The 19,875-nt window shown below is 55.3% G+C and carries 21 protein-coding genes; 7 read left to right on the top strand and 14 right to left on the bottom strand.

Annotated features, from left to right (window positions below):
* Positions 1–8: 8 nt before the first annotated feature.
* The 3 genes from MHI24_RS28525 to MHI24_RS28515 all read right to left on the bottom strand — a co-directional run bounded on the left by MHI24_RS28525 (position 9) and on the right by MHI24_RS28515 (position 1,958).
* A complete protein-coding gene (locus MHI24_RS28525; RefSeq protein ID WP_340022939.1) occupies positions 9–698 on the bottom strand; it encodes an LrgB family protein in 690 nt (229 codons plus the stop codon).
* Positions 695–1,111, bottom strand: a complete 417-nt coding sequence (locus tag MHI24_RS28520) for a CidA/LrgA family holin-like protein (protein ID WP_340022938.1) — start codon at positions 1,109–1,111, stop codon at positions 695–697. The genes MHI24_RS28525 and MHI24_RS28520 overlap by 4 nt, the downstream gene beginning before the upstream one ends.
* 151 nt (positions 1,112–1,262) lie before the next feature.
* Positions 1,263–1,958: an NAD(P)H-dependent oxidoreductase gene (locus MHI24_RS28515; RefSeq protein WP_340022937.1), complete on the bottom strand. Its 696-nt coding sequence runs from the start codon at positions 1,956–1,958 to the stop codon at positions 1,263–1,265.
* Between the two features lie 148 nt (positions 1,959–2,106).
* Here MHI24_RS28515 and MHI24_RS28510 point away from each other — a divergent pair, with 148 nt between their 5' ends.
* On the top strand, positions 2,107–2,493 hold the full coding sequence (locus tag MHI24_RS28510; RefSeq protein WP_340022936.1) for a helix-turn-helix domain-containing protein: 387 nt from the start codon (positions 2,107–2,109) through the stop codon (positions 2,491–2,493).
* Between the two features lie 59 nt (positions 2,494–2,552).
* On the opposite strand, the gene MHI24_RS28505 is transcribed toward MHI24_RS28510, so the two are convergent.
* Positions 2,553–2,927, bottom strand: coding sequence for a YkvA family protein (locus MHI24_RS28505; protein WP_340022935.1), 375 nt, complete (start codon positions 2,925–2,927; stop codon positions 2,553–2,555).
* Between the two features lie 94 nt (positions 2,928–3,021).
* Entirely contained in the window at positions 3,022–3,987 is a 966-nt protein-coding gene (locus tag MHI24_RS28500) for an acetylxylan esterase (protein ID WP_340022934.1), read from the bottom strand.
* Between the two features lie 197 nt (positions 3,988–4,184).
* On the opposite strand from MHI24_RS28500, the gene MHI24_RS28495 reads away from it, so the two are divergent.
* Positions 4,185–5,285: a glycosyltransferase family 4 protein gene (locus tag MHI24_RS28495; protein ID WP_340022932.1), complete on the top strand. Its 1,101-nt coding sequence runs from the start codon at positions 4,185–4,187 to the stop codon at positions 5,283–5,285.
* A gap of 91 nt (positions 5,286–5,376) precedes the next feature.
* Here the strand turns inward: MHI24_RS28495 and MHI24_RS28490 are convergent, their stop codons facing one another.
* The 4 genes from MHI24_RS28490 to MHI24_RS28475 all read right to left on the bottom strand — a co-directional run bounded on the left by MHI24_RS28490 (position 5,377) and on the right by MHI24_RS28475 (position 7,996).
* Entirely contained in the window at positions 5,377–6,612 is a 1,236-nt protein-coding gene (locus tag MHI24_RS28490) for an exo-alpha-sialidase (protein WP_340022930.1), read from the bottom strand.
* 16 nt (positions 6,613–6,628) lie between these two features.
* A complete protein-coding gene (locus MHI24_RS28485; protein ID WP_340022929.1) occupies positions 6,629–7,000 on the bottom strand; it encodes a hypothetical protein in 372 nt (123 codons plus the stop codon).
* A 186-nt stretch (positions 7,001–7,186) separates the two neighbouring features.
* Entirely contained in the window at positions 7,187–7,588 is a 402-nt protein-coding gene (locus MHI24_RS28480) for a hypothetical protein (RefSeq protein WP_340022927.1), read from the bottom strand.
* A 3-nt stretch (positions 7,589–7,591) separates the two neighbouring features.
* Positions 7,592–7,996 (bottom strand): hypothetical protein, encoded by a 405-nt coding sequence (locus MHI24_RS28475; protein WP_340022926.1) that lies wholly within the window; start codon positions 7,994–7,996, stop codon positions 7,592–7,594.
* A 192-nt stretch (positions 7,997–8,188) separates the two neighbouring features.
* Here MHI24_RS28475 and MHI24_RS28470 point away from each other — a divergent pair, with 192 nt between their 5' ends.
* The gene (locus MHI24_RS28470) at positions 8,189–8,950 is read left to right on the top strand and encodes an SGNH/GDSL hydrolase family protein (protein WP_340022925.1); all 762 of its coding nucleotides are present in this window, start codon (positions 8,189–8,191) and stop codon (positions 8,948–8,950) included.
* Here MHI24_RS28470 and MHI24_RS28465 read toward each other — a convergent pair.
* Positions 8,941–10,035, bottom strand: coding sequence for a glycosyltransferase family 2 protein (locus MHI24_RS28465; protein ID WP_340022924.1), 1,095 nt, complete (start codon positions 10,033–10,035; stop codon positions 8,941–8,943). The two genes, MHI24_RS28470 and MHI24_RS28465, sit on opposite strands and share 10 nt — an antisense overlap.
* 182 nt (positions 10,036–10,217) lie before the next feature.
* Between MHI24_RS28465 and thiD the strand changes: the two genes are divergently transcribed.
* Positions 10,218–11,030: a bifunctional hydroxymethylpyrimidine kinase/phosphomethylpyrimidine kinase gene (gene thiD, locus MHI24_RS28460; protein ID WP_340022923.1), complete on the top strand. Its 813-nt coding sequence runs from the start codon at positions 10,218–10,220 to the stop codon at positions 11,028–11,030.
* Positions 11,031–11,431: 401 nt separating this feature from the next.
* Here the strand turns inward: thiD and MHI24_RS28455 are convergent, their stop codons facing one another.
* The 3 genes from MHI24_RS28455 to MHI24_RS28445 all read right to left on the bottom strand — a co-directional run bounded on the left by MHI24_RS28455 (position 11,432) and on the right by MHI24_RS28445 (position 13,813).
* Positions 11,432–12,337 (bottom strand): hypothetical protein, encoded by a 906-nt coding sequence (locus tag MHI24_RS28455; RefSeq protein WP_340022922.1) that lies wholly within the window; start codon positions 12,335–12,337, stop codon positions 11,432–11,434.
* 74 nt (positions 12,338–12,411) lie between these two features.
* Positions 12,412–12,942, bottom strand: a complete 531-nt coding sequence (locus MHI24_RS28450; protein WP_340022920.1) for a GNAT family N-acetyltransferase — start codon at positions 12,940–12,942, stop codon at positions 12,412–12,414.
* Positions 12,943–12,991: 49 nt separating this feature from the next.
* A complete protein-coding gene (locus tag MHI24_RS28445; RefSeq protein ID WP_340022918.1) occupies positions 12,992–13,813 on the bottom strand; it encodes an AraC family transcriptional regulator in 822 nt (273 codons plus the stop codon).
* Positions 13,814–13,947: 134 nt separating this feature from the next.
* On the opposite strand from MHI24_RS28445, the gene MHI24_RS28440 reads away from it, so the two are divergent.
* Entirely contained in the window at positions 13,948–17,061 is a 3,114-nt protein-coding gene (locus tag MHI24_RS28440) for a glycoside hydrolase family 2 TIM barrel-domain containing protein (RefSeq protein ID WP_340022916.1), read from the top strand.
* A gap of 67 nt (positions 17,062–17,128) precedes the next feature.
* Here MHI24_RS28440 and MHI24_RS28435 read toward each other — a convergent pair whose 3' ends face one another.
* Entirely contained in the window at positions 17,129–17,872 is a 744-nt protein-coding gene (locus MHI24_RS28435; RefSeq protein ID WP_340022915.1) for a glycoside hydrolase family 16 protein, read from the bottom strand.
* 148 nt (positions 17,873–18,020) lie between these two features.
* On the opposite strand from MHI24_RS28435, the gene MHI24_RS28430 reads away from it, so the two are divergent.
* Positions 18,021–18,941: an ABC transporter permease subunit gene (locus MHI24_RS28430; RefSeq protein WP_340022914.1), complete on the top strand. Its 921-nt coding sequence runs from the start codon at positions 18,021–18,023 to the stop codon at positions 18,939–18,941.
* 43 nt (positions 18,942–18,984) lie between these two features.
* The gene (locus tag MHI24_RS28425; RefSeq protein ID WP_340022913.1) at positions 18,985–19,869 is read left to right on the top strand and encodes a carbohydrate ABC transporter permease; all 885 of its coding nucleotides are present in this window, start codon (positions 18,985–18,987) and stop codon (positions 19,867–19,869) included.
* Positions 19,870–19,875 lie beyond the last annotated feature (6 nt).

Below are 19,875 nucleotides of genomic sequence, written 5' to 3'. Positions count from 1 at the left end.
GCCCGGGCTTAATGGTACATGATCCAGGCGGCGAGCGGTCCGCAGATTGAGCCGACAATGGCGCATACGGTCATTGCCACGGAGCTCATAGACACGGACTGCTCACCGTATTCCAGCGCCTTCGCCGTTCCAAGAGCATGGGAGGCCGTACCCAGACCGATGCCGATGCCTGACTCGCTGCGGATGCGGAACAGCTTGATGATATATGGCCCGCCAATCGCTCCGGTGAATCCGGCAATCATCACGAAGACGGAGGTCAGCGAGGCATCTCCGCCCAGATTGCTGGAGATCTGGATCGCTACAGCGGTTGTAATTGACTTCGGCAGGATGGACAGCACATACAGCTTGGAGAAGCCGAGGGCTGATGCCATCAGCAAACCGCTGAACATGCCGACGAGCAGCCCGGTGACGGTTCCGCCAAGCACGGCAGGCAGATTCTTCCACAGCACATGCCGCTGTTTGTATAAGGGATAGGCCAGAGAGACTACCGCCGGACCAAGCAGCCGGTTAATCCAGTCGCCGCCGATCATATAAGTCTCATAAGGAATATGGAAGCCCATAAGCAGCACAACCACCGTGAACGTTGCGGTCAGCGCGGGCAGGAGGACGGGAAGACGGTAACGCCTGTACAGCATGGACATGATCAGATAGATCACCACATTCATCAGCACGAAGCCAAGGGCCAGCAGAATTCTCATGCTTCCTTCCCCTTCCCTTGCACGCTGCGGGCGCGGTACGTCCGGCGTGTGAGCCGCAGAGCGCTGCGGCCGGCAATCCACTGGCTGGAATGGGCGGCAACCACCATGGTCAGCACGCTGCTGATTACAAGTACGCAGATCAGGAGCAGCCCTCTTCCGCTGAAGATATCCAGATGATTCATAATACCGGCGGTGGCCGGAATGAAGAACATGGGCAGATAGGCCAGAATGAAGGTCGAACCGTTCTCGATCAGCTTCACCGGGACAATCTTGAGCAGCAGCAGCACGAAGAGCAAGAGCAGTCCGACGATGCTGCCCGGAATCGGCAGATGCAGCGCACGCTGCAAATAATCTCCAGCCAGGAAGAACACATACAGCAGACCGACTTCAGCGATAATGCGGATGATTTTCATTGTGCAGGAATCCCTTCAGGCTTGATTAACGACCTCCTAAGCGTATCAGAATTTTCAGCAAATTTTCAATACTTTTTCGACTCTTCTATGTACATTCACAAAAAAGAAACGGATGACGCCCGCGGGCTGCATCCGTTTTTGTATTCTGCGATTAGACCCACTCTACGACCTGGTCAGCGGTCCGGCGGGTTTTGGGACGCGGCTCATTGGTCCGGTAGCCGAAGGCCACCATGCAGGCCAGTCCGAAGTGCTCAGGGTCCATAATGCCCTCAGCTGCCAGAATCTGCTCGGTCTTCACCTTGTCGAAGCCTTCAATCGGACAGGAGTCGATGCCGATCAGCGCGGCGGCAGTCATCATATTGCCCAGTGGCAGATAAGTCTGACGGGCTCCCCACTCGAATATTGCCCGCTCGTTGCCTTCCAGCCCGAAATCGGTCTTCAGGAACGCGCCGTAGACCTTGCGCTTACCTTCAGCAACCTCAGACGGCAGCTTCTGTACATCCTGTATTATTGCTTCAGTGTAATCCGAGCCTGCGGCCATATCACGGGGCTGTCTGGCCAGAATCAGCACGAAATGGCTTGCCGTCGGGAGCTGCTTCTGAGCGCCCCAGGCATGAGGCCGCAGCTTCTCGCGGATCTCCGGGCTCTGAAGCACCACGAATTTCCAGGGCTCGAAGCCGAAGGAGCTGGGCGACAGCCGCCCCGTCTCCAGAATGAAGTTGAAGTCCTCTGCGCTGATCTTCCGGCTGCTGTCGAATTCTTTGGTGGCATGTCTGTACTGATATGCGGCCAGAATGCTTTCTTTGGTAATAGCCGCAGTTGTGTTAGATGTGCTGATCGTATCCATATTTATTCTCCCTTTCTGTGTTTCCTTGATAGTGAGGAATTGACGATATCCTGCTCTTATGCTTATAGTAATGGATATACAACACATTTAGAAGTACGCACATTTTTGTGATGTAGTATACCAAATGATACTAAGGAGCGTGTTCCTTATGCGCAACCGCAAAGGGGGCTTCGGTGAATGCCCGGACGGCCAGGCACACGCCTGTCCTGTTGAATTTACCCTTGACGTTATCGGCGGCAAATGGAAGGGCGTGCTGCTGTACCATATGATGGACTCCCCTGTCCGGTTCAATGAGTTCCGCCGGATTTGCCCCGGCATTACCCAGCGGATGCTGACTCTGCAGCTCCGCGAGCTGGAGGAGGACGGCGTTGTTCACCGCGAGGTCTACCACCAGGTCCCGCCGAAGGTTGAATATTCATTGACTGACTTTGGCCGCACACTGATTCCGATCATCCGGCTGATGCGGGATTGGGGCATAGAATACCAGGCGAAGCAGCAATCTGTTGGCAGCCGTGCCGTGGATGCCGAGGTGTAGCAGCCGACACAGAACAGGGATGCAGCACCCCGCTGCATCCCTGCGCCTTATCGCATTTTCTAAGAATCCTTGAAGAATTCCTCCGCCTTCTGCTTATGCTCTTCCTTGACCTGTCCTGCGATAGCCTTGATCCCCGCCGCGATAACAGCGGCATCATCCGTGAAGCCCAGTCCGACCAGTGCATCGGGAATGGCATCAATGGGTGATATGAAATAGGCCAGCGCGCCGAAAGCAATGCCTTTGGCCCATAACGGGGTCTTGGCATCCAGTGCACAATAGTACATGGCTACCGCTTCTCTGGTGAACGGAATTTTGCCGGCGAATTTCCTGGTTTTGCTCCAAAAGCTCTTCTTCACCAGCTCCTCATTCTTCCGGTCATATTCGAAGTTCTCCACCAGCAGGGCTGCCGGAAGCTTATCCGTATGTTCGTCCATCTTCATTCCTCCCCGAGCTTAGACCGCCAAGCAGTCCTACTATCATCTTCACACCATTCACCGGCAGCTAATCAGCTTCACGGCTTAATGGCTTCTACCGGGAGCCCAGATGTTCCTGGAAAAAGAGTGCCGTCTCCCTGCGCTGATACTCGCTCACCTCATGCCCCGAGAACGGATAGTCCCGCATCTGCTTAGGGGATTCTATCCGGTTATAGGCGGCGTATATGGCCTCGGGCATACAGACCGTGTCCTTCCACCCGGCGGACATCATCACTGGCACCGTGAACCGGTGAGCCAGGTTTACAATATCGAAATAGGCCAGGTTCTCCAGGGCAAGCTCCAGATGCTCGGGATAACGCTTAAGATAATCGGCAATCTCGGTGAGCGAGCTGGTTGAATTCAGCACGCCGTAGTCCAGCCGGCACAGATTAGGAATATCAGCCGCAACGGCGGCTACGCAGCTGCTGAGCGCACCGGCCAGAAGGGCAATGCCTCCGCCCTGGCTGGCCCCGGTAATGGCAATGCGCGCGGCATCCACGCCCGGAAGCTGGGCGGCAGTCTCTATCGCCCGCACAGTGTCCATGGCGAGCGCCAGGTAATAGGATTGCTCCTTGTCCAGCAGTCCCTGGGTGATCCAGCCTTTGGTTACACCATGCTCCTGCGGCAGCAGATTGCCGGTCTCGCCAAGCTGTCCCCGCACATCTACAGCCAGCACTGCATATCCCAGCAGCACGAAATGGGCGTACCGTTCCGGATACCCCCGGTCTCCGGTGTAGCCGGGGAAAGTGACAATGCATGGCAGTCCCTCCCCTTCTCCAGCATCTGAAGCAGGCTGAATATACCAGGCATGGATCACCGTCTCTGCATACCCCATGAAGCTGACCTTGCTGACCTTCATACCGGGATAGGGCACTGGCTCCGGAGTCACGGTAATATCGAGCGGGTGCTGTTCATCTTCAGCCAGGCGGTCATTCCAGAATTCATCCACCGTCTCCCGGTCCAGCGTAGGATTGGTGAGGCATTGCAGAAGCTCCAGCTTGCGTTGCTCTATTGCGTTCATCTTTATTCCTCCTGTGTGCATGTCTATGTAAGCGTCATTATTCATTATAGAGACTAATTCATAGAATTCCAAAGGCTGAGGCGTGAAGGCAGATAAAAGTCCCGTTTCCCCCAGTCCTTTTCACTGAAAATGGAATAAAATAGCATATCCGGCGTGCTAATCAAGCTAGGATTTCGATAGAAAGGAAGGGATCATAAGTGCGGTTCACTTTCCCCATTCTCACCTTAAGCCATGGCGGCGCACAGCGGATGCTCGTAGAGCTGACGAATGGCCTCACCGCGCGGGGCCACCAGGTGGTGATCGTCATGCCGCTGGGAGGGCAGGTATCCTATAATGTACACTCCACCCTGCTGATTACTGACTATACGATGCTTCGTGAATCCGATTTTCCGGTCAGCGATATGATCGTTTCCAACTTCTTCACAACGGTTCCGGTATCCCAGGCGGCAAGCCAGAACGGCAAAGGCCTCCATGTACGTCTGTCCCTCTGCTATGAGCCGATGTTTCTGCCGCGCAGCGAGGTCTCTTTTCCCACCTATCATAGCACTGACAAGCTGATCGTCCTCTCCCGGTGGCAGCAGGAATTGATAGAGCTGGGACATGGCATCAGCGGCCGCATTGTCCCCGTAGGCATCAGCTCGTCCTTCAGAAACATGCAGATCCGCCATAGGCTGCAGGAGCCGCTGAATATAACCGCCATTCTGCGCAAAGTAGAGTATGGCTTCTCCTGGCACCGCGACCAGGATTACCTGATCCAGCAGCTCGAAATCGTGAAGCAGAATCTCCCGTGGGTGAACATCAACTTCATCAGCCCGCCGGATGAATTCTATACCTCTGACTGGCTGCAGGAGATGAAGGCCAGCGGCAAATACCGTTTCTTCACCCCGTCCAATGACGAGGAGCTGTGCTATCACTACAACTGTGCCGATATCTTCGTCAGCTCCAGCATATTCGATACAGGCTCGCTGCCGGGACTTGAGGCTATGCGCTGCGGGGCTGCTCTGGTGTCCGTCTACTCTGGAGGCAATCTGGAGTACGCCCGCCATGAAGAGAACTGCCTGCTGTCCTACCGGCACGAAAACCGGCTTGCAGCCGATGTGATCCGGCTTATTCAAGAGCCGGCGCTGCGGAACCGGCTGGCGGCACAGGGAGAGGCGGATTCGCTGGAGTGGACCTGGGAGAACAGTGTCAACATGATGGAAGAGGTGACAGCCACCTTCTTTAAGGGCGCTCCCGCAAAGGCTTCATCCTCAACCGCGCTGCTGCAGCGAATGAAATCCAGAGGACGCAAGCCATAATCTGCGGTTCAAGAGGAACGAAAGAAGAGGTCTGGCCTGATTACGGATCGGGCTGACCTCTTCTCTATGTCTGTGCCTGTATAACCCAAGCTCAATTCCCGAAGATGATATCCTGCTTGCCGAGACGGGTGTCATTCCATACCGCAGCCAGCGTATCCGGGAAGATGGTAGCCGCTGTAATGTAATCGCCGATCAGGTCGGTAGGAGTCGGGGAAGTGCCGTTAGGATTGGTGGATACATCCGAGACTCTCCGGTTCGCGAAGGACAAGCCGCTGTCGCTGGATTCTGCCACGAACACATCCAGCAGGAACCCGTCCAGCCGGTTCGTATAATAGATCACCCGTATCGTACCCGTTGCGGGAGCAACGGTGATGGAGGGTGAGAAATTCTGTGACCCGGCCGGAGCGCCGGTGATGCTTACCGGCTGGGACCACAGCAGGCCATCCGGGGAGCGCGAGAAGAAGATATCGGCATAACCGAGCCGGAAGTCATTCCACACTGCATAGACAAACCCTGCAAAAGGACCATTGGAGATGTCTGCCCCAAGCGCCAGATTGGTCTGGACCCGGAAGTTGTAATTCGGTACAGGCAGCGGGCTTGGCACCGGCACGGTACTGGCCAGGAAGGTGGCTCCCCGCGTGACCGGGGGATTGAAGGTAACCCCGCCGTCCTGGGAGACCCGGATATACGCATATTTCGGGCCCGGCCCGAGCTGGATATAGCCCACGTAGACCTCGCCCGCCAGTCCGACAATCAGTGCCGCCCGCTCCAGATCTCCTCTGGGATCGGATATGCGCTGCGGCGATTCCCAGGTCAGTCCCTGGTCGAGCGAACGCTGGAAGAAGATCGCAGCGTTGGTTCCGAGATAATACAGCGGCGTATATCCCACGTATGCATTGCCCCGGTAAGGGCTGGAAGGAGAACGGTCCACCGCCAGGAAAGGTTCGTCATTATGGACATATAGTCCGTATCCCCGCTGGACGATAACAGGCGGATTAACCGTCACTCCATTGTCAAACGTAGTGTAGGTGGCGATAGTCCCGTCATTGAAGTCGTTAAAATAATGGACAGCTATAATAAATGTATTCGGAAACGTATAATCAATAGTCGGTGCTTCCGCACTCATGAATCCCGGCGCCTGCGGCAGAATCGTAGAAGACCAGGTGGCCCCGCCGTCAACCGACCGGTAGAAGCCGGTCAATGCAGTTCCGGTGCTGGAATCAACCGCCACAGCGCACAGAATATTGGGGTCCAGCTCATTCACTGCGATTGAAGGCTCGAAATGATTGCCCGGCAATCCGGCTGTAATGTTGACATTCGCCGCCAATAAATATCCCCCCGCTTCAAGAGTTAAGAACGGTTACCCGGTCAATGTATGTAAGCTCTGGCTGAAGAATTTGTGCGATGATATTGCCTGCGGCATCAAGGGCAAACACATTCACAATCGTATTGACCGCACTGTAAAAGTTAATTTGGGCTTCATAGAAGTTCGCCGCATTAACCGAGTAGGTCTGCACCACCAGCTGCTGCGGATTGACTTGAAATAACGCCTCTCCTACAGCGACCCGTGTAAACGTACTGCCGAGAAAATGAAAAATCTGCAGATTGACATTAATCGCGACCACAATGGAATCATTCAGGCAGGAAATCTGAATCCGGTCGATATGCGTGCTTCCGGCGGGCGGATTGAAGACCGCTCCCGTGGTATAGGGCATAAGCTCCATACTCCTCCCCTGTTTTTTGGAAGATAGCTCCTTCTTGACTGGTTCTCCTTCTCTCCTCCTTTCCTCGCCGCAGACCTCTCCAATTCCCATTATATGTATAACTTTCTTTGTCCAATGAGCATACACTATTACTGCATGAAAAATAACCGGGGAATCAAAAATTCCCCGGCAAAGACATCAGGAAATGGACAGCCCCGAGAAGACCAGCGGTCCAATGATCAGCGGCGAATTCCCGCTGCCGGTGGCTGAGGCGACAAGAGCGTAACCATAATACCCGGCCGCAATCCCGCTGTCTGTAAACGTTAGTTGTACCGCTCCATAGTTAACCGTGCCCGATGAACTGTATCTTGCTGTGTAGACCTGTACACCATTGCGCGCAATGGTAAAAATAACATCCGCTGCATTTGCCGTATTGCTGTCCAGGCCAAGCGTTGCTTCAAGCAGGACTAGACCATTCGTTCCAACCGACACTCCGAACTGGCCCAGGATCGTACTGTTTGGCAGCCTCCTGACGGGAAGTGAAGCCGTTTGGCTGAAGCTGGTAGGAACACTTTTGCCGAAATCGATGATATTTGCCATGGCTTACACCAGCGAGAGGCCCGAGAAACCTACAGGACCTACCAGGATCGCGGAGTTAGAGGCAATGGAATTCACTTGCGAGATCGTTAACGTGTAAGCGAAGTACCCGGCCGGAAAATTGGAATCCACATAAGAGAGACTCAGGGGGTCAAACTGGCCTGTGACCGGCGCTGTGGCCAGCAGCGTGAACACCGGTGTGCCGGAGCGCAGAATCGTGAGCAGCAGATTGGGTGTGCCAAGTGTAGTCTGAACGCCAACCGTAGCACTCAGCAGAACATTTCCCCCCACTGCTGTCGCAAGCCCGAATTCAGTCAGCGCATAGCTGGCGGGAGCGGCGGGAATCGCTGTGGATATCGATTGGCTGAAGCTGGTGATGGCGCTTTTGCTGAAATCAATAATTTGGGGCATTCTACTACCTCCCAGTAACAAAATTCACTCTCCTCTATTGTATGGAGAATTTTTCCTGCTGACTGGACTAACAGCATGCTGCTGCAAAAGGCATCACCGCATCACATGAATCCATGACATCTGTACATAGGCACGGCCCGGCGTATGGTTTACACTTGAATTATCTACACTAGGGTTATCGGAGGCGGTTCAATGAATACGGGTGAGCAACACAAGGAAGGCCCTGAGACAGGGTCCGGGTTCAACTACATGGTCAGCGGCGACTCTATTTCCAAGGGAGTAGTCTATGATGAGTCCAGAAGCAAATACGTCATTCTTGAAGATAACTATGTCTCTATGCTTCAGGGCAAGCTTAAGGGGGCTATGCGCAATACGGCGAGATTCGGCAATACGCTGATGAAGGGGTTCGGCAATCTGAAGCGGGATGTCCTGAAGGAGAAGCCGGATGTGGTGCTGATTGAATACGGCGGCAATGACTGTGACTATCACTGGGGCGAGATTGCGAGTAACCCTGAGGCCGATCACCGGCCCAAGACCGATTTTCCGGCTTTTGAGCAGATGCTGCTTGATATGATTCATTTCCTGAAGAACCAGGGCATTACCCCTGTTCTGATGAGTCTGCCTCCGCTGAATGCGGACAACTACTTCAAATGGGTCAGCGGCAACCAGCCTGAGGCTGAGGCGAACATTATGAAGTTCTTGGGCAGTGTGACCAAGATCTACTGGTGGCAGGAGCGCTACAACTCCGCTATTCTCAAGGTGGCCGAGGTTACCCGGACGAAGATCATCGATGTGCGCGGCGCATTCCTGCAGCAGCCGGATTACACCCGGTTCATCTGCCGGGACGGCATCCACCCCAACCGCGAGGGTCACCGGATTATTTATGACAAAATCCTGGAGTTCATCCGCACCAGCGAGCCCGGCCTGCTGGCCGGGCCTGCGGCTCAGGGCTGAAGGGAGACATATCTCGCGCCCAGCAGCTTCTGGAAGTACTTCCGGTTATACAGCATACTGGGATGGCCCGGCTGCTGAAGCAAGGCGGTCTCATTATGCCAATTCGCCCGCTCATGCTGGCCCAGCCGGTCATAGCAGAGGGCGAGCTGCAGATTCGGAATCCAGGTGGAGAAGGCCTCATTCTTCATGCCCATGGATTCGTTCGGTGCAGGCAGCTTCAGTGCCAGCTCATACCAGTAGACCGCCGGTTGAAGCTGGCCCTTCTCCACCAGCCAGGCTCCCATCCGGCAGCAGAACTCGGCACGCGGCGCGTCATACTGCAGAGTCCGGGTGAAGGCTGTGTATGCGGCCTCCGGATCGCCCATGGCCTCCCGGCATTCCGCGAGGCGCAGGCAGGCCTGAATATTATCTTCCACCCAGCCCTGCCCCCCGCCAAGGAACTGCTCATAATATTCGCAGGCCTCCGCATGGAGTCCATGGTCGCGCAGCTCATTCGCATAATAAAATTGATCCCGCGGAGAGAAGCGCTCTCCGGCTTCCGCCCGTTTGCGGTAGATGCGCAGATTGCGGTCTGTGTATTCTTTATCCTTGTGGTGGGTAACACAGACGTCACTGCTGAGTGACGGGCCGTACACCTCCAGATACTCATGCACCGGACCGATCCACCTGAACCCGCAGGAACGGCGGACCAGCCGGTTGCGCCGCAAGGAGGTCACCACCTTCCCCTCCCCGTCAAAAGCAAGATTATACTGCATATTCACACTGTCCACATTTCCCGGCAGCGACTGCTTCAGCAGCTTGAACCGTTCCTGGTCCTCTTCCGTCAGATAGTCATCCGCGTCCAGCCAGAAGATATACTCCCGGGTCGCCTTGCTGAAGGCGAAGTTACGGGCCGCCGCGAAATCGTCGATCCAGGTGAAATCATAGATGACAGCTCCAAAAGAAGCAGCGATCTCCTTGGTCCGGTCGGTTGACCCCGTGTCCACCAGGATCAGCTCATCGGCCAGACTGCCTATGGACGACAGGCAGCGCGGCAGGCTGTGCTCCTCATTGCGGACAATCATGCATAAACTGATCTCAATCATGGCAGCCTCCTGAATCCGTATCCGTTGTGCTACCATGATATGCAGGAAAGCCGGCGGGAAACACCTGCTCCAGCCCAGTTTGGGCGGCCTTCGCAGGCCTGTACTTTTTTTGCGGACTCCGGCCGTGATTTTTGTTATAATAGGCTCCATACTATTGTTATAGAGAGAAGGGGACGTTACCTTTGTCAAAAATCATTAAGACTCTAACCATTGCCGGCAGTGACTCCAGCGGAGGCGCAGGCATTCAGGCAGACCTCAAGACCTTTGAGGAATACGGTACTTACGGCTTCAGCGCACTGACCACCATCGTGACGATGGACCCTGACCAGGGCTGGCACCACAATGTCTATCCGGTAGATGCAGCCATCGTTGCCGACCAGCTTAAGACCGTCTTCGCCGGCGGCCCCGTAGACGCTATGAAGACCGGGATGCTGGGCAGCGTGGAGATCGTGCAGGTGGTTGAAGCAGCGCTTAAGAACAACCGGCAGACCAATGTGGTCATTGACCCGGTGATGGTGTGCAAGGGCGAGGATGAAGTGCTGAACCCGGAGAGCGCCAATGCGATCCGCGATCTGCTGCTGCCGCTGGCTACGGTGGCTACACCGAATCTGTTCGAAGCAGGGGTTCTCTCCGGCCTCGGCAAGCTGACTACCCTGGACGAGATGAAGGAAGCGGCCCGCCTGATTCATCAGCTCGGCACACAGAATGTGGTCGTCAAGGGCGGCAAGGCGCTCGGCGGCGACATGGCGATTGATATCTTCTACGACGGCAGCGAATACCTCGTCCTGGAGACAGCCAAGATTGAGCCCGCCCATAACCACGGAGCCGGCTGTACCTTTGCGGCTGCCATCACCGGCGGTCTGGCGAACGGCTTATCGGTGAAGGACGCTGTGGTGAAGGCGAAGGATTTCGTCTCCGCCGCAATCCGTAACGGCTATGCGTTCAACGAGTATGTCGGCCCTGTATTCCACGGCGGCTACCGTCTGGAGCAGTAACAACTATCCGTTAACAGGCAGACCCGCCTGCAGACTTCACGCCAGCATAATGTATGCTGTTTTCCGCATACATTCGGGCCTTGTGCCTGCGTGTGAGCACAATGTATGCTGTTTTCCGCATACATTCGGGCCTTGTGCGTGCGTGCGAGCAGAATGTATGCTGTTTTCCGCATACATTCGGGCCTTGTGCCTGCGTGTGAGCAGAATGTATGCTGTTTTCCACATACATTCGGGTCATGTGCCTGCGTGCGAGCATAATGTATGCTGTTTTCCGCATACATTCGGGCCTTGTGCCTGCGTGTGAGTACAATGTATATAAATTTTCTATTTACACAAAGAAACCTCTCTTCATTGGCTGTATCTACAACCATCCGAAGAGAGGTTTCTCTCTTTTATTTGTACTATTTGGCAGCCATTCCTTCTGCGATATGCTTCACGAAGGCGGTCATCTTCTCATTATTGTCTAAGCCCACCACACCTATAATGACGGACTTCGCGTTATAGTTAAGCGGCAGTGCAGCCAGGAACGGAGAATTCAGAATATCGACCCCGACCAGCTCGTTCTGGCCGGTCTCCGGATTGGCGGCCCATTTCATCTGCGGATCGTCTGTGGCCAGCTTCCCGTCAGCCATTACCGGCTCCAGATTCTGCAGGGTGGCCTGCTTGCCGATCCAGTCGATAGTAGTCTCATCCATCACGAGGATATCCGGCCGGGTAGCAGCCATTTCCACTACTGCCTTCTGCAGGTAGTTCATATCCAGCTCCTCTGAGCCGTTGCCCGCTTTGGGAAGGTAGGTGACGGCAACCTCCACCCGCTTCCATTCCGGGTAGGCGGCGACAATCGCTTGCTCCAGCTCCTCCGTCTTGCCGCTGGTATCCTTGACGCCGAAATTGCCCACGAACATAATCTTCGCATCCACCGGCGGCAGCGAAGCAAGATACTGCCGGTGCTGGTAGTTGTCGTAGAGTGCCTTCCCGCCAAAGATCACCACCAGCAGCCCGATAATGCTGAGGATCACATGCGTTTTGTACAGGCGGAAGAAGGTCTCCCATTTGCCGGCTGTCCCGGAGAACCGCCCGTATTTGGCCAGCCGCTCCTCCTCTGCCTTCTGAATCTCCTCTTCATCCCAGGTATCAAGAATCTGCTTGTACGCCTGGAAATCCGCCTCATAATCTGCAATCTCTTGTTCGGTGGAGAGGGACCGTCTCCGCTTCAAGAGCAGATCGAACCGCTTGTTCAGCTCCTCTCTGGTTACGCTTTCCGGTAATCCCAACCGCTCATACGCTTGCTTCAGGTTCTCGTTCACATTGAATTCTCCTTTGATATGTATGATGCCGTAGTTCTATATTAACAGACTTCGCCTTGTGTTCTCCACTCGCGCTAGGGATGGACCTTAAACCCCCTGGTTTCCATCAGTAGGAACTGCGTTTCCGTCTCTCCGCGCTGGTGCACAAAGCTCTGAATTGGCAGGAATCCCGCCTTTGTGTACAAGCTGATAGCTCTCTGGTTAAAGGCTGCAACCGACAATCTGAATCTCTCCGCATGATAGATTTGTTCTGCGAACTTCATACCTGCCTGTAAAAAGACCAGCCCGTTGCCCTTCCCGGTCAGATCCGGTCTTAAGCCGAGGCCGATATCCAGTGCGGTTCCATCCAGGTAGAGTCCGCGTTCTCTTCCATCCCCAACCTGGGCATTCTGCCCGTAACAGAAGAAACCGGCCAAGCCTTCACCTGAAATAGATACACTGAAGTAGGAGCCATCCAGCAGCTCTTCAATATCCTCATCTGCATCAGCAGTCTCCATCATATTGTAAAAGGAATACGGCGGTTCGTATTGCCAACGGATAATTTCTTTGGCCGCAGACTCATCCATAAGCCCGATTCGATAGACATCCTCATTACTGTTTCCCATTTCATAATACCTCCTGTTTACTGTTTCCCGAACAAAGTATCCGTCAGCCTCAATCCAGCCCGTGCAGCCCCCGCCACTCTTCCGGCTGCATCCCGGTGATCCGCTTGAACACGGCGCAGAAATAGCTGACGTTCTCGAACCCGGTCCGCTGGGCGATCTCATAGATCCGCTGTCCCCGGCTGCTGAACATGAGCTGCTTGCTCCGGCTGACCCGCTGCCTGTTGATATAGGCCATCGGCCGTTCGCGGACGGTCCGCTGGAACAGGCGGCACAGGTACTGCGGGGAGACCGCGGCCACCTCGGCCAGCTCCTTCAGGAGCAGCGGGCGGTGCAGGTGCAGCTCAATATATTGCAGCACAGGCTTCATCCGCTCCAGGTCGTTATCCTCATTCGAGGCGGGCAGCAGGCTGCGCTTCAGATCAAGCAAGAGCGCATACAGCAGCTTGGAGCGCTCCAGGTTGTCCTGATGCTCATTGCCGTAGGAGAGGTTCAGCATCTCCGCCAGCGGACCCATAATCGGTTCCGCTCTGAGGCGGCCTACCCCGGATTCGCGGATGCCCGCATAGAGCAGCATCTGGGCGGCTTCCCTGCCGTTGAAGGAGATCCAGGCCAGCTCCCATTCCCGGCTGAGCGGGGAATACGAATGGGGAATATCCGGGTAGAGGAAGAACAGGTCGCCCGCTCCGGCAATATAGGACTTGCCCCTGATCTTCACCTCACCCTTGCCGCTGAGGACCTGGTGCAGCTGATAATCCGGGAAGCCCGCCGTCCGGGTCATCTCCTCCTGATGCTCCCAATACCCGAGCGTGGTGGCATAGAGCGGCAGCAGATGCATATCCTCCATTTCGCAAAAGATCATTTTACTCTCCACAGCAGACTCCCCCTGTTCTGTTTCAGATTCATCAACAAGTTTCATATTTTATTATACTTGAAGAAAATCATTATATATACCCGGAACATTTCCCATCCTATAATATGAATATAACGATATAAGGAGATGTTAACTTGCGCAACAAGCTCTCATACCAGCCACCCGCCAACGGATATCCTGAATGGAACAATAATCCTGAGATTTTTCAATTGAACCGTATAGACGCGCATGCCTCCATGATGTCCTTCCCGGCGGCAGCCGAGGCCCTGAAAGGGGACAAGGAAGCTTCTTCCCGTTACCAGTCGCTGAACGGAACGTGGAAATTCGCTTTCGCCGAAACCCCGGATGCCCGGATCAAGGAATTCTACCAGTCCGATTATGACTCCAGCGGCTGGGCCGAGATTGCCGTCCCATCCCACTGGCAATTCCAGGGATATGACTATCCCCAATATACGAATGTGCGTTACCCTTGGGAGGTCTCCGAGCCGGACCTGAAGCCGCCGTTTGCTCCAACCGTCTATAATCCGGTAGGCTCCTATCTCCGTTCCTTCACTGTGCCTCAGGATTGGAACGGACAGCCGGTATTCCTCAGCTTCCAGGGCGTGGAATCCGCCTTCTATGTCTGGGTGAACGGCGAACTGGCAGGCTACTGCGAGGATACCTTCACGGCATCAGAATTCGACATCACGGCTTATCTGCAGCCCGGCGAGAACAAGCTGGCGGTGGAAGTCTACCGCTGGTGCGATGCAAGCTGGCTGGAGGACCAGGACTTCTGGCGCCTGAGCGGCATCTACCGTGATGTATACCTGTATACTGCACCTGCTGTGCGGGTAGCTGACTTCTTCGTCCGTACTGAACTGGACAAGAGCTTCACTGATGCGGAGCTCCAGGTCGACCTGACGGTGGAAAATTATTATAACCGGGTCACCCGGGGTCATTCGGTAGAGATACAGCTCTTCGACAGTGCGCAGCAGGCGGTATGGGCGGCTCCGGTCTCTGCCGGATTTGCTTTTGAACAGGATGGGACACAGCAGCTGAAGCTGGCCGCACCTGTAACGAATCCGCAGAAATGGAGCGCAGAGAAGCCTAATCTCTACACCCTGGTGATCACGGTACTGAATGATCAGGGTCAGGTGCTGGAAGCGCTCAGCTGTAAGGTGGGCTTCCGTACCTTCGAGATTCAGGATGGCCTGATGAAGATCAACGGCAAGCGGATTGTGTTCAAGGGAACGAACCGCCATGAATTCTCCTGCGATACGGGGCGCGCCCTCTCCAAGGAAGACATGATTACCGACATCAAGCTGATGAAGCTGCATAACATCAACGCTGTGCGGACCTCCCACTATCCGAATCAGTCCGTGTGGTACGAGCTGTGTGACGAATACGGCCTGTATGTCATTGACGAGACGAACCTGGAGACCCATGGCTCCTGGCAATACGGACAGAAAGAGCTGCACGAAGGCAACGTTCCCGGCAGCCGTCCGGAATGGCGCGCGAACGTCATTGACCGCTGTAACTCCATGATGCAGCGCGACAAGAACCATCCGTCTGTCATCATCTGGTCGCTCGGCAACGAATCCTTCGGCGGCGACAACTTCCTGGCGATGCACGACTACCTGCGGGAAGCCGACCCGACCCGTCCGGTGCATTATGAAGGTACTTATCATTACAGACCTTCGGATGCAGCCAGTGATATCGAATCGACAATGTATATCAAGCCCGATGATGTTGTGCAGTACGCGCTAAGCAATCCTGAGAAGCCGTACATTCTGTGTGAATACAGTCATGCCATGGGCAACTCCTGCGGCGGTCTGCATCTGTACACTGAGCTGTTCGACAAATATGACGTTATTCAGGGCGGCTTCATCTGGGACTGGGTGGATCAGGCGATCCGCACCACGACTCCAGAAGGTGTGTCTTATCTGGCCTACGGCGGGGATTTCGGGGAGCAGCCGCATGACGGCAACTTCAGCGGCAACGGCCTGCTGTTCGCAGACCGCAGCGTTACGCCGAAGCTCTACGAGGTGAAGAAATGCTACCAGAATATCACCATCACCGCAGCCGATCTGAAGAATGGCCGCTTCGAGGCCCGCAACAACTTCCTGTTCACGGATCTTGCAGACTATCAGCTGAAATGGAAGCTGGCGCTGAACGGCGAGACCGCCCAGGAAGGACAATTGCCGCTCTCCGCAGCACCCGGCGAAGCTGCCGGCTTCACCGTGCCGCTGGATTCCAGTCTGCTGGGAACCGGCAAAGAAGCAGTGCTTACGGTTTCGTTCGTGCAAGAGGCAGCAACCTCATGGTCTGCAGCAGCCCATGAGATCGCCTGGGAGCAGTTCATCCTCTCCCCTTATATTCCGTCTGCCACTCCGGATACAGATGGAAGCAAGCTAGAGCTTCAGGAGCAGAATGGCCTCCTGACCTTCGCAGGCAGCGGCTTCGCGCTGAGCTTCGAGACTGCAACCGGCGCTATTGTCTCCATGCAATCCTCCGGCAAGGAGCTTCTGCTGGCACCGGCCCGGCCGAACTTCTGGAGAGCTGTTACGGACAATGATCTCGGCAACAAGCATCATGAGCGCTGCGCCGTCTGGAAGGATGTCTCTTACCAGCGACAATTGGTCCGCTTCAGCGGCCGGGTTGAAGGCAGTATCGGCTTCGTGACCGCCGACTACCTGCTGGACACACAGCCGCAGTCCACCCTGCGGGTTCAGTATGAGCTTCGTACCGACGGATCTGTCGGCATTGTCCAGCAGCTTAACCCGGGCAGCAGCAGTCTGCCGGAGATCCCGGAATTCGGGATGGCCTTCGAGCTGGACAGCAGCCTGGATACGATTCTCTGGTATGGCCGCGGTCCGCATGAGAACTACTGGGACCGGCAGAGCGGCGCTCCGCTGGGACGCTACTCGGGCAAGGTAAGCGAGCAATTCACGAATTACCTCCGTCCTCAGGAATGCGGCAACAAGACGGATGTCCGCTTCGCCTCTGTAACCGCAGCAGGAGATGGACACGGATTGTCCATTGAAGGTGCAGTGCCGGTTGAAGTTAATGCGCTGCCTTGGACTCCTGCCGAGCTTGAAGCCAGTGACCACGGCTACAAGCTGCCGGTGTCCACCTGCACCATGCTGCGCGTCAATTACAAGCAGATGGGTGTCGGCGGCGACGACAGCTGGGGTGCGCCTGTGCATGAGCAGTTCACCCTGCCGGCCAACCGTCCGTACACCTTCCAATTCAAGCTGACTCTGATATAGATCAGCACACAGCACAAGAGCGATCCTCCTTAGGCGGGGGATCGCTCTTTTTTTGAGCCAACAATGTTCAGCTCTGGTACAGCCGGATGCTGGCTATGGTCATCACTGCCGGTAATGCAGCCTCGTCCACCGGCACAGGATCATACCAGCCGCCAACGGCAAGGTTAAGCAGCAGGTAGAAGGGCTGATTGAACGGCATCTCCGGCACAAGCTGCCGCTCGGCGTAGCAATGCCCGTCTACCAGCCATCTCATGACCCCTTCCTCCCATTCCAGCGCGTAATCCCGGAATACTTCAATCGTTCCGCGCTCCAGCTCGTAAGTGAATTCTTCGACAACCTTCCGCTCGATGTCTGCACCGTAATGCAGCGTTCCGGCTATCTGCCGGGGCAGACGCCCCTTCGCCTCCAGAATATCAATCTCGCCGGAAGCCGGCCAGGGACCATACGCCTGATCCTGCGGAAGCAGCCAGATGGCCGGCCAGACTCCCTGTCCGGCCGGCAGCTTGGCGCGCACAGTCAGCTTGCCGTAGCAGAACGCGAAGTGATCTCTTGTATCAATCCGGGCCGAGGTATACGCGAAGCTCCGCCCCTCCTGCTCCGTGACCTCACGGTGCGCGCATAGCCGCAGTCCCTCCTCGCCGATAGACAGATTCTCCGGCCGTCCTGTATAGAACTGCTGCTCCCCGTTGCCCCAGCCCGGGAAGACGGCATTCCCGTCATTGTCCAGCAGATCATTGCCTAAGCGGATGTTCCAGAGCTTCAGATCCGCAGCTCCCCCTTGGAAATCCTGCTCCCACATCAGTCTGTTCATTTGCAGCACACTCCCTTCATGTAATCACAGCATACTTAATTTTCTGGACGGGTGGGCCGAATCCAAAAAAATGGGATACCGCCAATAATCCTGGCCTTTTTTTCCTCCGGGCTTTTTCATACCATGAAGGAGGAAGGGGGCACAGTACATGTTCCAATACAAGACGGGACAAATGAAAGCGCTTATGCGGCAATGGCAGCTGCAAAGCATGGTCATCCCCGGCATTCTCTGGATGTTTATCTTTTGCTACATCCCCATGCTCTGGCTGATTATTGCCTTTATGGACTTCAGTATCGCAAAGCCCATGCTGGAATCGCCGTTCGTCGGGCTGAAGCATTTCCGGGAATTCCTGACGGATGACCGGTTCTGGCGCTCGATCCGCAATACGCTCGGCATGAGCAGCATCAAGCTGATCCTTGGATTCCCGATTCCGATCCTGTTCGCCCTGCTGCTTAATGAGATCCGCAGCCTGCGGTTCAAGCGCACGGTGCAGACGATCTCCTATCTGCCGCATTTCATTGCCTGGACGATCTTCGGCGGCATCGCGCTGAACTGGCTGGGCGAGGGCGGTGTGGTGAACCAGCTCATGATGGCGCTGGGACTGCAGGACCGGGACATTCTTTTTAACAGCGAGCCTGGGTACTTCTGGTGGATCACCTTCTTCACCGATACGCTGAAGGAGACCGGCTGGAGCGCCATCATCTACATAGCCGCCATTGCCGGCATTGATCCCGGGCTGTACGAGGCCGCGGAGCTGGACGGGGCGAACCGCTGGCAGCGGATGTGGCATATTACCGTTCAGAGCATCCGCCCCACGATTGCGATTCTGTTCATCCTCGCCGTCAGCGGCATTCTCGGCAGCAACTTCGAGCAGATCTTCATGCTCAAGAACAATATGAACATGAAGATGGCCGAGAGTCTGGACCTCTACATCTATAACATGGGGCTGGTCTCCGGGCGTCATTCGTTCTCCACCGCCGTCCTGTTCGCCCGCTCGATCGTAGCGCTGGGGCTGCTGCTGTTAGCTAATCAGACGTCCAAGAAGCTTACGGGGGACAGCATTTTTTGAATTTTTTGAACACAAACTCACCTGGAAAGGAGGCAACCGATTCATGGCAAAGCACGGAAGATTCCGGCGGATCGGCATGTTCGAGATCGTTAATACGCTGCTGATGCTGGCCGTCTGCTTCCTGACGCTGTACCCGATGTGGTTCGTGCTCGTCAACTCGCTGAATTCGCCGGAGCAGGCCTCGCTGGGAACCGTCAACTGGCTGCCGGCAGAATGGTCGCTGGCCAGCTACAGTGTGGCTTTTAACGATAAGACGCTAATGAACGGGTTCTACATTACGACGCTGCGGACAGTGATCGGAACGGTGGTGCATGTGCTGTTCACGGCCATCATCGCCTACGGAATCAGCAAGACCCACCTGATCGGCCGCAAGCTCTATCTCAAAATCTCACTCATCACCATGCTCTTCTCAGGCGGCCTGATCCCTTCCTTCATTCTCATGACCAAGCTCGGCCTGTATGACAGCTTCTGGGTGTTCATTATTCCGTCGATGTATACATTCTTCAATATGGTCATCTTTATGAGCTTCTTCCGCACTATCCCGGACAGTCTGGAGGAATCAGCCAAGGTTGACGGTGCTTCGGATTACGGTGTGCTGTTCCGGATTGTGCTGCCCAACAGCATGGCGGTCATTGCGACCATCGCCCTCTTCTCCGCCGTCTATCACTGGAACGATTATTACCAGGGTGTCATCTACATCCATTCCCAGGAGCTGCTTCCGCTGCAGACCATGCTCTACAAAATCATCGCCGAGAACTCCATGTCCTTCATGCAGCAGCAGGCGATGGCCCAATTCGGCGCGAGACTGCCCGGCAACTCGATCAAATTCGCCTCGATGATGGTAGCCACACTGCCGATCCTGATTTTCTACCCCTTCATCCAGCGTTATCTGGTCAAGGGCGTGATGATTGGCGCAATTAAAGGCTAACGTCAG

Source organism: Paenibacillus sp. FSL K6-1096 (assembly GCF_037977055.1).
GTDB lineage: Bacteria > Bacillota > Bacilli > Paenibacillales > Paenibacillaceae > Paenibacillus_AQ.
This window is presented reverse-complemented; position numbering and strand designations above follow the sequence as displayed.

Excerpts from the sequence above, each read along its gene's own strand:
- MHI24_RS28520 (WP_340022938.1), bottom strand. The coding sequence starts at position 1,111 with ATGAAAATCATCCGCATTATCGCTGAAGTCGGTCTGCTGTATGTGTTC.
- MHI24_RS28525 (WP_340022939.1), bottom strand. The coding sequence starts at position 698 with ATGAGAATTCTGCTGGCCCTTGGCTTCGTGCTGATGAATGTGGTGATC.
- MHI24_RS28450 (WP_340022920.1), bottom strand. The coding sequence starts at position 12,942 with ATGGGAAACAGTAATGAGGATGTCTATCGAATCGGGCTTATGGATGAG.
- MHI24_RS28430 (WP_340022914.1), top strand. The coding sequence starts at position 18,021 with ATGTTCCAATACAAGACGGGACAAATGAAAGCGCTTATGCGGCAATGG.
- MHI24_RS28425 (WP_340022913.1), top strand. The coding sequence starts at position 18,985 with ATGGCAAAGCACGGAAGATTCCGGCGGATCGGCATGTTCGAGATCGTT.
- MHI24_RS28475 (WP_340022926.1), bottom strand. The coding sequence starts at position 7,996 with ATGCCCCAAATTATTGATTTCAGCAAAAGCGCCATCACCAGCTTCAGC.
- MHI24_RS28515 (WP_340022937.1), bottom strand. The coding sequence starts at position 1,958 with ATGGATACGATCAGCACATCTAACACAACTGCGGCTATTACCAAAGAA.
- MHI24_RS28465 (WP_340022924.1), bottom strand. The coding sequence starts at position 10,035 with ATGATTGAGATCAGTTTATGCATGATTGTCCGCAATGAGGAGCACAGC.
- MHI24_RS28435 (WP_340022915.1), bottom strand. The coding sequence starts at position 17,872 with ATGAACAGACTGATGTGGGAGCAGGATTTCCAAGGGGGAGCTGCGGAT.
- MHI24_RS28480 (WP_340022927.1), bottom strand. The coding sequence starts at position 7,588 with ATGGCAAATATCATCGATTTCGGCAAAAGTGTTCCTACCAGCTTCAGC.
- MHI24_RS28505 (WP_340022935.1), bottom strand. The coding sequence starts at position 2,927 with ATGGACGAACATACGGATAAGCTTCCGGCAGCCCTGCTGGTGGAGAAC.
- MHI24_RS28510 (WP_340022936.1), top strand. The coding sequence starts at position 2,107 with ATGCGCAACCGCAAAGGGGGCTTCGGTGAATGCCCGGACGGCCAGGCA.
- MHI24_RS28470 (WP_340022925.1), top strand. The coding sequence starts at position 8,189 with ATGAATACGGGTGAGCAACACAAGGAAGGCCCTGAGACAGGGTCCGGG.
- MHI24_RS28500 (WP_340022934.1), bottom strand. The coding sequence starts at position 3,987 with ATGAACGCAATAGAGCAACGCAAGCTGGAGCTTCTGCAATGCCTCACC.
- MHI24_RS28485 (WP_340022929.1), bottom strand. The coding sequence starts at position 7,000 with ATGCCCTATACCACGGGAGCGGTCTTCAATCCGCCCGCCGGAAGCACG.